Annotated in this window: 18 protein-coding genes; 12 read left to right on the top strand and 6 right to left on the bottom strand. The window is 71.4% G+C overall.

Annotated elements, in window-relative coordinates; genetic code table 11:
• Positions 1-15 precede the first annotated feature (15 nt).
• On the bottom strand, positions 16-294 hold the full coding sequence (locus tag ETP66_RS03485; RefSeq protein WP_038040991.1) for an AbrB/MazE/SpoVT family DNA-binding domain-containing protein: 279 nt from the start codon (positions 292-294) through the stop codon (positions 16-18).
• Positions 295-338: 44 nt separating this feature from the next.
• Between ETP66_RS03485 and ETP66_RS03490 the strand changes: the two genes are divergently transcribed.
• The 8 genes from ETP66_RS03490 (at position 339) to tgt (ending at position 6,140) form a co-directional block, all read left to right on the top strand.
• Positions 339-587, top strand: coding sequence for a glutaredoxin family protein (locus ETP66_RS03490; protein ID WP_130840662.1), 249 nt, complete (start codon positions 339-341; stop codon positions 585-587).
• Positions 588-707: 120 nt separating this feature from the next.
• Positions 708-980, top strand: a complete 273-nt coding sequence (locus tag ETP66_RS03495) for a type II toxin-antitoxin system Phd/YefM family antitoxin (RefSeq protein WP_130840664.1) — start codon at positions 708-710, stop codon at positions 978-980.
• Positions 977-1,411 (top strand): type II toxin-antitoxin system VapC family toxin, encoded by a 435-nt coding sequence (locus tag ETP66_RS03500; protein WP_130840666.1) that lies wholly within the window; start codon positions 977-979, stop codon positions 1,409-1,411. The genes ETP66_RS03495 and ETP66_RS03500 overlap by 4 nt, the downstream gene beginning before the upstream one ends.
• Before the next feature lie 7 nt (positions 1,412-1,418).
• Positions 1,419-2,195: an enoyl-ACP reductase FabI gene (locus ETP66_RS03505; protein ID WP_130840668.1), complete on the top strand. Its 777-nt coding sequence runs from the start codon at positions 1,419-1,421 to the stop codon at positions 2,193-2,195.
• 54 nt (positions 2,196-2,249) lie between these two features.
• The gene (locus ETP66_RS03510) at positions 2,250-3,164 is read left to right on the top strand and encodes a VOC family protein (RefSeq protein ID WP_130840670.1); all 915 of its coding nucleotides are present in this window, start codon (positions 2,250-2,252) and stop codon (positions 3,162-3,164) included.
• Positions 3,161-3,736 (top strand): alpha/beta hydrolase, encoded by a 576-nt coding sequence (locus ETP66_RS03515; protein ID WP_130840672.1) that lies wholly within the window; start codon positions 3,161-3,163, stop codon positions 3,734-3,736. Before ETP66_RS03510 ends, ETP66_RS03515 begins: the two co-directional genes overlap by 4 nt.
• A 44-nt stretch (positions 3,737-3,780) precedes the next feature.
• Positions 3,781-4,986 (top strand): flavodoxin-dependent (E)-4-hydroxy-3-methylbut-2-enyl-diphosphate synthase, encoded by a 1,206-nt coding sequence (gene ispG / locus ETP66_RS03520; RefSeq protein WP_201738460.1) that lies wholly within the window; start codon positions 3,781-3,783, stop codon positions 4,984-4,986.
• Positions 4,986-6,140, top strand: coding sequence for a tRNA guanosine(34) transglycosylase Tgt (tgt, locus tag ETP66_RS03525; RefSeq protein ID WP_130840673.1), 1,155 nt, complete (start codon positions 4,986-4,988; stop codon positions 6,138-6,140). Before ispG ends, tgt begins: the two co-directional genes overlap by 1 nt.
• 29 nt (positions 6,141-6,169) lie before the next feature.
• Here tgt and ETP66_RS03530 read toward each other — a convergent pair whose 3' ends face one another.
• The 3 genes from ETP66_RS03530 to rpmB are packed head-to-tail and all read right to left on the bottom strand — an operon-like array spanning position 6,170 to position 8,322.
• Positions 6,170-7,267, bottom strand: a complete 1,098-nt coding sequence (locus ETP66_RS03530) for an AI-2E family transporter (protein WP_130840675.1) — start codon at positions 7,265-7,267, stop codon at positions 6,170-6,172.
• A 4-nt stretch (positions 7,268-7,271) separates the two neighbouring features.
• Complete coding sequence (locus ETP66_RS03535) at positions 7,272-7,967, bottom strand: peptidoglycan DD-metalloendopeptidase family protein (RefSeq protein WP_130840677.1); 696 nt, start codon at positions 7,965-7,967, stop codon at positions 7,272-7,274.
• Between the two features lie 58 nt (positions 7,968-8,025).
• A complete protein-coding gene (rpmB, locus tag ETP66_RS03540; RefSeq protein ID WP_130840679.1) occupies positions 8,026-8,322 on the bottom strand; it encodes a 50S ribosomal protein L28 in 297 nt (98 codons plus the stop codon).
• A 73-nt stretch (positions 8,323-8,395) separates the two neighbouring features.
• Between rpmB and lspA the strand changes: the two genes are divergently transcribed.
• A complete protein-coding gene (lspA, locus tag ETP66_RS03545; protein ID WP_130840681.1) occupies positions 8,396-8,845 on the top strand; it encodes a signal peptidase II in 450 nt (149 codons plus the stop codon).
• Between the two features lie 80 nt (positions 8,846-8,925).
• Here the strand turns inward: lspA and aspC are convergent, their stop codons facing one another.
• Positions 8,926-10,089, bottom strand: a complete 1,164-nt coding sequence (gene aspC / locus ETP66_RS03550) for an aspartate/prephenate aminotransferase (protein ID WP_130840683.1) — start codon at positions 10,087-10,089, stop codon at positions 8,926-8,928.
• A gap of 51 nt (positions 10,090-10,140) precedes the next feature.
• Between aspC and ETP66_RS03555 the strand changes: the two genes are divergently transcribed.
• Both ETP66_RS03555 and ETP66_RS03560 read left to right on the top strand, forming a co-directional pair.
• Complete coding sequence (locus tag ETP66_RS03555; RefSeq protein ID WP_130840685.1) at positions 10,141-10,458, top strand: nucleotidyltransferase family protein; 318 nt, start codon at positions 10,141-10,143, stop codon at positions 10,456-10,458.
• Positions 10,436-10,828 carry a nucleotidyltransferase substrate binding protein gene (locus ETP66_RS03560; RefSeq protein ID WP_236630085.1) on the top strand — a complete coding sequence of 131 codons (393 nt, stop codon included), beginning with the start codon at positions 10,436-10,438 and terminating at the stop codon, positions 10,826-10,828. The genes ETP66_RS03555 and ETP66_RS03560 overlap by 23 nt, the downstream gene beginning before the upstream one ends.
• Before the next feature lie 43 nt (positions 10,829-10,871).
• Here ETP66_RS03560 and ETP66_RS03565 read toward each other — a convergent pair whose 3' ends face one another.
• Positions 10,872-11,786, bottom strand: coding sequence for a diacylglycerol/lipid kinase family protein (locus ETP66_RS03565; RefSeq protein WP_130840687.1), 915 nt, complete (start codon positions 11,784-11,786; stop codon positions 10,872-10,874).
• Between the two features lie 18 nt (positions 11,787-11,804).
• On the opposite strand from ETP66_RS03565, the gene ETP66_RS03570 reads away from it, so the two are divergent.
• Positions 11,805-12,443, top strand: a complete 639-nt coding sequence (locus ETP66_RS03570) for a histidine phosphatase family protein (protein ID WP_130840689.1) — start codon at positions 11,805-11,807, stop codon at positions 12,441-12,443.
• Positions 12,444-12,447: the final 4 nt, after the last annotated feature.

Raw genomic sequence — 12,447 nt, forward strand, 5'->3', positions numbered from 1 at the left:
CGTCCAGGACCACCCTCATTCCAGCTCCTCCCTTCTCGCCTCCTCCCGCCTTTCCCGGATGAGCTCCTCCACCAGGCTCACCCCGGGGGGGACCAGGTCCTTGTAGAGGCCGTAGACCTCCTCCACCACCTTGCGCATGGGCTTGAGGCTCACCGTGCCATCGGATTCCAGGGTGAGGAGGAGGCGCTCCCCCTCCCCCACCCCCAGGGCCGCCCGCACCTCCGCGGGCAGGACCACCCGACCCTTGGAGCCCACCTGTAGAACATAGTGGGTCTTTTCCAGTACCTGCCCCATACCCCCAGGGTACCACGCAGGCCCTTCTGGTACCATGGAGGGGTATGGTGCGGCTCTACGGCATCCCCGGCTGCGGCCCCTGCGAAATCGTGCGGATGTTCCTCTCCCAGAAGGGCATCCCCTTCGAGTTCGTGAACGCCCGCCAGGACCCGGAGGCCGCCCAGAAGATCGCCGAGCTGGTGGGGAGCCCCACCGCCGGGGTGGTCCTGGAGTGGAAGGGCGGGTTGGAGGCCATACGCGGGGTATCCCCGGCCTCTTTGAATGCCTGGCTCGCCCGGTACCAGGCCGGGTAAACCTGGGGGGCTCCTTCCCGGCCCGGGGCCCATGCCGGAACCCAGGCCGCCGGGGGTGCCCGCCGGGCCGGGGCTGGCGCTTGGCCTTCCTGGCCTGGGGCTCATGGCTATAATGGCCTCATGCTGAGCGTCTCCGTGAGCGAGGCCAAAAACCGGCTTTCGGAGCTCCTCCGCCGGGTGCAGGCCGGGGAGGAGGTGCTGATCCTGGACCGGGGGGTGCCCGTGGCCCGGCTAACCCCCCTGCCCAAAGGGCCAGAGGGACCCCTGCTCCACCTGGAGCGCCAGGGCCTCCTCCGGCGGGGAGAGGGGAGGCCGAGGCTGGAAGACCTTCCCCTCCCGGAGGCCCGGGCAAGCGTCCTCCAGGCCCTCCTGGAGGGGCGGGAGGAGGGATGAGGTTCTGGGACGCCTCCGCCCTGGTGCCCCTCCTGGTGCAGGAGGAGGCGAGCGGCTGGGCGGCCTCCCTCCTGGCGGAGGATCCGGAGGTGGTGGTCTTCTGGGCCGCCGAGGTGGAGGCCGCCTCCGCCCTGAACCGCAGGCTCCGGGAAGGCCACCTGGACCCCGAGGGGTACGCCCTGGCCCAGGAGCGCCTGCGGCGCCTCAAGGCCGCCTGGCACGAGGTCCTGCCCGGGGAGAGGGTGAGGCGGCAGGCCCTTAGGCTTCTCCGCCTCCACCCCTTGCGCACCCTGGACGCCCTGCACCTGGCCGCCCTGGTCCTCCTCGCCGGGGAGGACCCAAAGGGCCTTCCCCTGGTCTCCCTGGACGCCCGCCTGGCCCAGGCGGCCCTCCTGGAGGGCTTCCCCGTCCTGCGGCCCCCAGGGGTATAATCCCCCCATGCTCACCCTGGACCTTTCCGGCAAAAAAGCCCTCGTCATGGGGGTTACCAACCAAAGGAGCCTGGGCTACGCCATCGCGGAAAAGCTCCACCAGGCCGGGGCAGAGCTGGCCTTCAGCTACCAGGGGGAAAGGCTCAAGGACGAGGTGGAACGCCTCGCGGCCCCCCTGGGGGCCCTCACCTTCCAGGCGGACGCCACCCGGGACGAGGAGCTGGACCGGCTCTTTGCGGGCATCAAGGAAGCCTGGGGAGGGCTGGACTACCTGGTCCACGCCATCGCCTTCGCCCCAAGGGAGGCCATGGAGGGCCGCTACCTGGACACCAGGCGGGAAGACTGGCTTTTAGCCCTGGAAGTTTCCGCCTACTCCCTGGTGGCCGCGGCCCGAAGGGCGGAAGCCCTCCTGAGGGAGGGCGGGGGCATCGTCACCCTCACCTACCACGCCAGCCGTAAGGTGGTGCCCCGGTACAACGTGATGGCCATCGCCAAGGCGGCCCTCGAGGCCAGCGTCCGCTACCTGGCCTTTGAGCTTGGCCCCAAGGGGGTCAGGGTGAACGCCATCTCGGCAGGCCCGGTGCGCACCGTGGCCGCCAGGAGCATCCCGGGCTTCACCAGGATGTACGACCGGGTGGCCCAGGTGGCCCCCCTGGGGCGGAACATCACCCAGGAGGAGGTGGGGAACCTGGGCCTCTTCCTCCTCTCCCCCCTGGCGGGGGGCATCACCGGGGAGGTGGTCTACGTGGACGCGGGGTACCACATCATGGGGATGGAGCTCTGAAGGCGGGGGTCTAGCGCTACATTTTCTAAAGCGAAGGGGCCTTACCCTGGGGGCATGGATGGGAGCCTTGGCCTGCACCACATCACCGGTATCGCCGGCGACCCCCAGGAGAACCTGGACTTCTACGCCGGGGTGCTGGGCCTACGCCTGGTCAAGCGGAGCGTGAACCAGGACGACCCCACCACCTACCACCTCTTCTACGCAGACCGGGAGGGTACCCCGGGCACCGATCTCACCTTCTTCCCCTGGCCCAAGCTACCCCCCAACCGCCCGGGGGTGGGTCAGGCGGTGGAGGTGGCCCTAGCCGTGCCCGAAGGGAGTCTGGGCTACTGGGAAGGCCGCCTGGACCACCTCCCCAAGGAGAGGGGCGAACGCTACGGGCGCCCGGCCCTCCTCCTCCAGGACCCCCACGGCCTCCCCCTGGCCCTGGTGGAGGCCCCGGGCCCAGGCAGGCCCTGGGAGGGAAGCCCTGTCCCCTTGGCCTACCAGGTGCGAGGGCTTTTGGGAGCGCGCCTCTTGGTGCGCAGCCTTCCCTCCAGCCTGGCCGTCCTGGAGGGAGTCCTGGGGTACCGGAGGGCAGCGGAGGAGGGGAACCGGGTGCTTTTGGAGCAAGAGGGGAGTTTCCTGGAGGTACAAGGCCTCCCCCAAGGCCGATGGGGGGCCTGGGGGGTAGGAGGGGTGCACCACCTGGCCTTCCGAGTGCGCGACGAGACCCACGGCCTGGCCCTGCGCCAGAAGGCCCTGGCCCTGGGCCTCCGACCCACCCCGCTTATAGACCGGTTCTGGTTCCGTTCCATCTACTTCCAGGAGCCGGGGGGCGTCCTCTTTGAGCTGGCCACGGACGGCCCGGGATTTGCCCTGGACGAGCCCCTGGAGAACCTGGGGCAGCACCTAGCCCTCCCCCCCTGGCTGGAGGCCAAGCGGCGGAGCATCGAGGCCGCCCTGCCCCTCCTCCGCCTCCCAGCATGAACCCTCCTCACCTGGTCCTGCCGGGTCTGGAGGACCTCACCCTCCTCCTCCTTCACGGCAGGGGAGAGGAGGAGGGAAGCCTCCTGCCCCTGGCCCGTACCCTGCACCCCATGGCCCACCTCCTGAGCCCCCAGGGACAGAGCCTGGAGGAGGGGGTTCCCCGCTTCTTCCGCCAGCACCGGGAGGGGGTTTTGGATCTGGAGGACCTGAAGGCCAAGGGCCTGGCGACCCTCGGGGTGGAGGCCCCAGGGCACCATGCCTTCCTCCGGCCCCTGGTGGCCCTAGGGTACTCCAACGGGGCCAACATGGCCCTGGGTCTCCTCTTCCATCACCCCCACCTCCTGGACGGGGCCATCCTCCTCCGGCCCATGGAGCCCTTCGGTAAGCCCTACCCACCCCTGGAGGGCAGACCGGTCCCCTTCCTCCTGGGGGCCCAGGACCTCCTGGTCCCTCCGGGAACGGCCGAGGTCCTAGGAGAGCGCCTGGAGTGGGCCAGGGCCCGGGCCGAGGGCCACCTGCTCCCTGCAGGCCACGCCCTCACCCCGGAGGACCTGGCCCTGGCCCGAGGGTAGCTTGCGCGGGTGTTTCCCCCCAGGCCTCCGCTACCATAGGGGAGATGAGACGCCCTACCCCCACGGTCTGGGTGGGCCGGGTGCCCCTAGGCGGGGCCCACCCCATCGCCGTGCAGTCCATGACCAACACCCCCACCGCGGACGTGGAGGCCACGGTGGCCCAGATCCTGGCCCTCCACCGGGCGGGGAGCGAGATCGTCCGGATCACGGTGAACGACGAGAGGGCGGCCAGGGCGGTGCCCGAAATAAGGAGGCGCCTTCTGGAAGAGGGGGCGGCGGTGCCCTTGGTGGGGGACTTCCACTTCAACGGCCACCTCCTCCTCCGGCAACACCCCCGGATGGCCGAGGCCCTGGACAAGTTCCGCCTGAACCCCGGCACCCTGGGCCGGGGGCGGCACAAGGACGAGCACTTCCGGGAGATGGTGGCGATCGCCAAGGACCTGGGCAAGCCGGTGCGCATCGGGGCCAACTGGGGAAGCCTGGACCCCGCCCTCCTCACCGAGCTCATGGACCAAAACGCCAGAAGGCCAGAGCCCAAAAGCGCCCACGAGGTCCTCCTGGAGGCCCTGGTGGAAAGCGCCGTGCGGGGCTACGAGGCCGCCCGGGAGCTGGGCCTTGGGGAGGATAAGATCGTCCTTTCCGCCAAGGTGTCCAAGGCCCCCGACCTGGTGTGGGTCTACCGGGAACTCGCCCGCCGCACCCAAGCCCCCCTGCACCTGGGCCTCACCGAGGCGGGGATGGGGGTGAAGGGCATCGTGGCCAGCGCCGCCGCCCTGGCCCCCTTGCTCCTGGAGGGGATCGGGGACACCATAAGGGTTTCCCTCACCCCCGCCCCCCATGAGCCCCGCACCAAGGAGGTGGAGGTGGCCCAGGAGATCCTCCAGGCCCTGGGCCTCCGGAGCTTCGCCCCCGAGGTGACGAGCTGCCCCGGCTGTGGCCGCACCACCAGCACCTTCTTCCAGGAGCTGGCCGAGGAGGTGAACGCCCACCTCCGGGCCAAGCTCCCCGAGTGGCGGGAAAAGTACCCCGGGGTGGAGGGCCTGAAGGTGGCGGTGATGGGCTGCGTGGTGAACGGCCCCGGGGAAAGCCGCCACGCCCACATCGGCATCTCCCTGCCGGGAAGCGGGGAGGAGCCCAAGGCCCCCGTCTACGCTGACGGCAAGCTCCTCACCATCCTCAAGGGGGAAAGGATCGCCGAGGAGTTCCTGGCCCTGGTGGAAGCCTACGTGGAGCGGCGCTTCGGGGGCTGATGGAGCCCTTTGCCTTCCAGGTCCTCGCCCGCTCGGGGCGGGCCCGGGTGGGCCGCCTCCACACCCCCCACGGCCCCGTGGAGACCCCCCTCTTCATGCCCGTGGGCACCCAGGGGTCGGTGAAGGGCCTCCTGCCCAAGGACCTAAGGGAAATCGGCAGCCAGGTCCTCCTGGCCAACACCTACCACCTCCTCCTGCGGCCCGGGCCCGAGCGGGTACGGGCCTTAGGGGGCCTCCACGGCTTCGCCGGGTGGCGGGGCCCCTGGCTCACGGACTCCGCGGGTTTCCAGGTGATGAGCCTGGGGCACCTGAGGCGCATCGACGAGGAGGGGGTGGTCTTCCAGAGCCACCTGGACGGAAGCCTGATCCGCCTCACCCCGGAAAGAAGCATCGCCATCCAGGAGGCCCTGGGGGCGGACTTCATCATGGCCTTTGACGAGTGCCCGCCTTACCCTTCCTCCCCGGAGTACCTGAAGGCCTCCCTGGAGCGCACCCTGCGCTGGCTGGAGCGGAGCCTGAAGGCCAAGACCCGCTCCGACCAGGCCCTCTTCGGCATCGCCCAAGGGGGGACGGACCCCGGGCTCAGGGCCCTCTCCACCCGGGAAACCCTGCGCTTTGACCTCCCCGGCTACGCCCTCGGGGGCCTGGCGGTGGGGGAAAGCAAGGAGGAGATGTTCCCCATGGTGGCCCTCTCCACGGAGATCCTTCCCGAGGGGAAGCCCCGCTACCTCATGGGGGTGGGCCACCCCGAGGACCTGGTGGCGGCCATGGGCCTGGGGGTGGACCTCTTCGACAGCGTCTACCCCACCCGCACGGGCCGCTTCGGGAGCGCCCTCACCCCGGAGGGGCGGATCAACCTCAAAAACGCCCGCTTCCTGGAAGACCCCAGGCCCTTAGAGGAAGGGTGCGACTGCTACGCCTGCCAGACCTATAGCCGCGCCTACCTCGCCCACCTGGTGCGCGCCGGGGAGATGCTGGGGGGCATCCTCCTCTCCCTCCACAACCTGCGCCACCTCCACCGCCTCACCGAGGGGGCCCGGGCGGCCATACGGCGGGGGGCGTACGGGGCCTTCGCCCGGGCCTTCGCGGAGCGGCGCTTCGGGCGGGCGGTGCCCCCCTGGTTCCGGGAGGCCCTGGCCGCGGGGGGGCACTGACGCCGCCCGGAGGGATCCCCAAGGCCCCCTCACCCTTCCCGGTAGAAGCGGCTTCCCTTGTAGTACTCCTCCAGGAGGACCTTGAGGAAGGCCACCGCGGGCACCCCCAAAAGGGCCCCCCAGAGGCCGAAGAGGGAGGCCCCGAGGAGGATGCCCGCCACCGCGGAGAGGGGGTGGAGGCGGGTGGTGCGGCCCACGATGAGGGGGCCGAAGAGGGCCGCCTCCAGCTGGTTGGCGAGGAGAATGACCGCGAGGGCCAGGAAGGGGTGCCAGGGGCTCACCGTGGCCGCAAGGAGGAGGGCGGGGACGGAGGCCACCACCGGCCCCACGTAGGGGATGAGGTTGAAGATCCCGGCGAGGAAGCCCAGGCTGGCCGCCTGGGGCACCCCCACCAGGGAGAGGCCCACCCCCACGATGAGCCCCACCAGGGAGGCCACCAGGAGCTGCCCCCGGATGAACCCCCCCACCGCCCGGTCCAGCCTCCCGGCGAGGGCGGCGGCGGCGGGCTGGTAGGGCTCGGGGACGAGGCCGAGGAGGGCGCGGCCGATCTTGGGCAGGTCGTAGAGGAAGTAGGCGGCGAGGATGAGAGCCAGGAGGAACTGGGCCACCCCCCCGGCGAGCCCCGCCAGGAAGCCCAGGAAGGCCCCCCCCTGGTTGAGGAGGCCGCGGAACCAGTTGAGGAGGTAGAGGGCCGCCTCCCGCAGGAGCTCCTCCAGGCTGGTGCCGAGGAGGGCCAAGGCCTCCGCCAGCCAGGGGGGGAGCTCCAGGAGGCGCACCCGGTCGGGGGCCTCCCGCAGGAACTCGGTGAAGGGGCGGAGGAGCTCGGGCAGGCGCACCACGAAGGCGGAGAACTGGGCCACGAACTGGAAGGCCAGGTAGGAGAAGAGGGCCAGGAAGAGGAAGAGGCCCAGGTAGACCAGGGCCACGGCCAGGGGCCGGGGGAGGCGCCTCGCCTCCAGGAAGCGGACCACGGGGTGGGCCAGGTAGGCCAGGGCGAAGGCCAGGACCAGGGGCAGAAGGGCCTGGAAGGCGAAGAGGAGGGCCCTCAGGGCCAGGAGGAGGAGGAGGAGGTAGAGGAGGGCCCGCACGTAGGGGTTTTCCAGGACCCGGGCGAAGGCCTCCCGCATGGGGCTAGTCTAAGGCGAAGAAGGCGCTGGCCTGGCGGAGGAGCTCCTCCGGGGGCAGGCCCTGGAAGAGGAAGGGGCTCCGGTCGGGCTCCCCCTCCCAGACCTCCAGGAGGAGCCGGGGGCCGCCCCCCAGGAGGCCGGTGCTCCCCAGGTAGCCGATGGGGTCGCCCCGGTGGACCCTGGCCCCCACGGCGAGGCCAGGATAGGGGGCCTGGAGGTGGGCGTAGACCGTGGTCCGCCCGTCCGGGTGGCGGAGCCAGACCTCCAGGCCCCTGAGGACGTCCATCTGCTCGGGGGAGGCCCCTTCCCGCACGGCCTCGAGGAGGGCCTCCCACCCCTCCCGGGTGGGCTCCCGGTGGTCCCAGTCCACCTTGACCACCACCCCCGAGGCGGCGGCCACCACCCCCATCCCCCGGACCACGGGGACGCAGGCGTCCCCGTCCCGGAAGACGAAGCCTGCGCTCACCCCCTGGCGGTAGGCCCGGGGGGCGTTGGGCAGGTTCTCGGGGCGCCGGGGCAGGCAGGCCCCGGGGAGGGGCAGGCGGTAGCCCTCGGGGACCTCCCCCGCCCGCTTTCGCAGAAGGACCGCTTCCTGGCGGAGCTCGGCCAGCTGCCGCCCCCTCACGGAGAAGCCCAGGCTGACGGCCAAGGCGTAGAGGAGGAGGGCCAGGAGGAGGTAGTGCCCCGGCTTCCAGCCCATGGGCCCATGCTACACAAAAGACCCCCGGCAGGGGGCCTTGGGGAGAGGCCCGGAGCCCTCAGAGGAGCTTGAGGAGCCTCTCCTTGATCTCCTTGGGGGAAAGCCCCTCCAGCCTCAGGCCCTTGGCCTTTTCCAGGAGCTCGTAGACCTTGGGGATGTGGCTCGCCGCCACCCGGAAGGTGACCTCCTGCCCCGCCACCCGCACCCGCACCTTCTGCAGGTTGGGGTACTGGCGGCGCTTGGAGATGCCGGTGGTCTTCCTCCCCACGCCCCCTTCCCGCTTGGCCTTGCCCCGCCTCTGGATGCTGTTGGCCACCACGGGCCGCTTGCCGCTGATCTCGCACACCTTAGCCATGGCACCCTCCCGTGCCCGAAGGCAAACCCCATGGAGTATAGCACGGGGAAGGGGGTGGGGTAAACTCGGGGGGATGCCCACGGTGCTCGTCCCCCTCCTCGTCGCCCTGGACCAGACCCTGAAGCTTTGGGCCCTGGAGAACCTCTCCCCCGTGCCCAGGCCCCTCCTGGGGGACCTCCTCTACCTGACCCTGGTCAAGAACACCGGGGCGGGGTTCGGCCTCCTGGAGGGGCAGGCCTTCCTCCTGGGCTGGCTCAGCTTCCTGGTGGGGGGCCTCCTCCTCTACCTGCTGGCCTCCCGCCGCTACCCCTTCGGGCAGGCCCTGGCCCTCTCCCTCCTGGCCGCAGGGGCCCTGGGGAACGGCATCGACCGCCTGGGCCGGGGGGCGGTGGTGGACTACCTGGACCTGGGAACCCCCATTCCCCTCATCGCCAACTTCCCCGTCTTCAACCTGGCGGACGTGTGCGTGACGGCGGGGGCCGCCCTCCTCCTCCTGGCCCCCAGGAGGCGGCGCCGCTTCTAGGTGCCCCGTCGCGGCCTGCGCCACAAGGGGGGCCCCGGAAGGGCGGTGGGCGGAGCGCCGGGGGAGCCGCCCCCGCGCCCTCAGGGGCTCGGCACCCCCAGCGCCCGGGCGAAGCGCTCCAGGGCCTTCCCCAGGTTTTCCTCGCCCGTGGCGTAGGAGAGGCGCACGTGGCCAAAGGCGGCGAAGTCCGTGCCCGGGACCACCGCCACCCCCGCCTCCAGAAGCCTCTCCGCGGCCTTCACCTCGTCCGGGGCGAAGGGGGCGGTGTCCAGGAGCACGTAGAAGGCCCCGCTGGGGCGCACCGCCTTGAGGCCGAGCCGGGCAAGGCCCTCCAGGAGCAGGTCCCGCCGCCTCCGGTAGGCCTCCCGGGCCATCTCCACGAAGGCCCGGCTGGCCTCCTGGTTGGTGAGGGCCTCGAGGGTCGCCCACTGGGCGATGGTGTCCGGGCTGGTGGTGGACTGGCTCGAGACGTCGGCCATGGCCTTGATGACCGCCTTGGGGCCACAGGCGTAGCCGATGCGCCAGCCGGTCATGGCGAAGGCCTTGGCCGCCCCGTTCACGGTGATGGCGTGCTCAGGAGCCAACTGCCCGGGGGAGAAGTGCTCTCCCTCGTAGATGAGGTGCTCGTAGATCTCGTCGGAAACCAGGTAGAGGTCGTGCGCCACCGCGAGCTCCGCCAGAGCGGCCAGGACCTCCCTGGAGTAGACCGCCCCCGTGGGGTTGTTGGGGGAGTTCACCACCAGGGCCTTGGTGCGAGGGGTGATGGCCCGCCGCACCGCCTCGGGGTCGGGGACGAAGCCCTCTTCGGGAAGGGTCCGCACCTCCACCGGCACCCCCCCGGCGAAGCGCACCATCTCCGGGTAGCTCACCCAGTAGGGGGCCAGCACGATGACCTCATCCCCGGGGTCCAGGATGGCCTGGAAGAGGTTGAAGAGGGCCTGCTTGCCCCCCACGGTGACGAGGGTCTGATCCGGGGACACGGCAAGGCCATTCTCCCTTCGGAACTTCTCCGCCAGGGCCTCCCTGAGCTCGGGGATGCCCGCGGGAGGGGCGTACTTGGTCTTGCCCTGGGCCAGGGCCCGCCTGGCCGCCTCCTTCACGTGCTCGGGGGTGTCGAAGTCGGGCTCCCCGGCGGTGAGGGCCACCAGGTCCACCCCCTTGCGCCTGAGCTCCAGGGCGCGGGCGTTCACCGCCACCGTGGCCGAGGGCTTCAGGGCCTTCACCCTTTGCGAGAGGCCGCGCATGGCATAAGTATACCGGCAGGTGGGAACTCAGGGGACTTTAGGATAAAGGGGATGCGCTCCCTTACCACGCAGGAGGAAGTCTTGCGGGAGGTGGCCGGGCGGGTGGCCCACCGCCTTCGGGGCAGGCACTACCGCCTATGGCTCTTCGGCTCCCGAGCCCGGGGAGAGGCCAGCCCCCGCTCCGACTACGACCTGGCCCTGTGGGCCGACCCACCCCTGGACCTGGCTACCCTGGCCGCCCTGCGGGAGGAGCTGGAGGCCCTGCCTGTACTGCAAAAGGTGGATCTGGTAGAGCTTTCCTGGGCCCCGAGCCTTAGAGAGGTGGTGGAGCGGGAGGGGATACTCCTTGGCGAGGGAAACCCAGCTTAGGGAACGCCTGGCGCTTTTTCGGCGAGCGGTGGAGCGGCTGGGGGAAGCCCTGGCCCGCCCCAAGGACGAGTTCCTCCGCGACTCGCCCATCCAGCGGTTCGAGTTCACCTTTGAGCTGGCCTGGAAGGTGCTCAAGCTGTACCTGGAGCGGGAGGGCCTCGAGGCCCGCTCCCCCAGGGCCGCCATCCGCGGGGTCTTTCAGGTGGGCCTCCTGCCGGAAGACCCTGGCTGGCTGGAGATGTTGGAACTGCGCAACCTCACCAGCCACACCTACGACGAGGCCTTGGCGGAAAGGATCTACAGCGCCTTACCCCAGGCGCTTGCCCGGTTTCAGGAACTCCTTCGGCGCCTGGAGGAAGAGGGCCCCTGAGCGCGCCACCCAGGTTCCAAGCCGCTTCCGGAAGCGAGGGGCTTCAGGCCACCGGGGCCGGGAGGGGCTCCCGGCCCCTGGCCCCCGCCCTCCCCCCCACCACCCGCAGGCCCAAGGGCCGCACCTCGGCCCGGTAGCGGGCGCTTTCCGGCAGGAGCTCCCCGTCGGCGTGGGCGGGCACGGGATGGGGGAACTCCAGCACCACCTCCCGGCCCGCGAAGGCCGCCACCTGGGGGTGGGCAAGGTGGCGGCCCAGGAGGAGCCGGGGGAGGATGAGGACCACCCCGGGCCGGGTGAAGCTCCGGGCCAGGACCACGGAGAGGAGGCCGTCCTGGGGCTCGGCCATGGGGGCGATGGGGATGCCGCCGCCGTACATGGGCCCGTTCATGGCCGCCAGGAGGAGCAAGGGCCCCCGGTAGACCTCCTCCCCGTCCACCCGCACCCGCCCCTCGGGAAGGCGGAGGTCCTTGAGGACCCCGAAGAGGGCGTAGAGGTAGCGGGGCATCCCCCGGAGAAAGGGGGGGGCGGAAAGGGCCCTTTTGGCCACCAGGGCGTCGAAGCCGATGCCCAAGGAGGCCCCGAAGGCCTCCCCGTTCACCAGGCCCAGGTCGATGGCCTCCTCGGGGGCGAAGAGGGCCCGCTCCAGGGCCTCGGGCCAGGGAAGCCCCTTTAGGCCCAGCATGCGGGCGAAGTCGTTGCCGCTGCCAATGGGCACCACCCCCAGGACCTTCCCCGTCCCCGCCAGGCCCTGCAGCACCTCGTGCACCGTGCCGTCCCCCCCCACGGCCACCACCCGGGCCCCCTCGGGGGCCTGGGCCGCAAGCTCCGTGGCGTGGCCCGGCCCCTCGGTGAGGAAGGCCTTGGCCCCCCTTTCCCGGGCCGCCTTGAGGATGGCCCCGGAGAGCCTCCCCACCTTGCCCCGGCCCGCCGCCGGGTTCACGATGACCCACCTCTCCACCCCCGTATTCTATGAACCATGGGCCTCCTCGCCCACTTCCTCCGGGGCCCCCACCCCAAGACCGGCCTCCTCCTCACCCGGGCGGGGCCGGTGGAAAACCCGGAGCACCGCCTCTACAGCCACCCCGGCCTCCCCCTGGCGGAGGAGGGCCGGAGGGCCCTCCGGGCCCTGGCCGGGCTCGCTCGCCGCTACCCCGTGGCCCGGGTCTACGCGGCCGACAGCCTGGCGGAGGCCGAGGCCGCCCGCCTCCTGGCGGAGGCCCTGGGGGTGCCCTTCACCCTCCTGCCGGAGCTCCGGGAGCGGGCCTGGGGAGCGTGGGAGGGGCTTGCCTTCCCCGAGGTCCGGGAGGGCTATCCCCAGGAGGTGGCGGCCTGGCTCCGGGACGAGGCCGGTTTTGCCCCACCCGGGGGGGAAAGCCTAAAGGAGGCCTGGGAGCGGGGCAGGAGGGCGGTAGCGGGCTTGCTGGCCCAGCACCGGGGCCAGACCCTCCTCCTGGTGGGGAACTGCACCCTGAACCGGGCGGCCCTGAGCCTGGCCCTCCCCCTCCCCCCGGAGGAGGGCCTCCGGGTGGAGCAGGACTACGCCCGGCTCTCCGTGGTGGCCTTCTACGGGGAGGAGGGGGTGGTGCAGGCCCTGAACCTGGACCCTTGTCCCTAGGCGG

Source organism: Thermus thermamylovorans (assembly GCF_004307015.1).
In the GTDB taxonomy this organism is placed as follows: domain Bacteria; phylum Deinococcota; class Deinococci; order Deinococcales; family Thermaceae; genus Thermus; species Thermus thermamylovorans.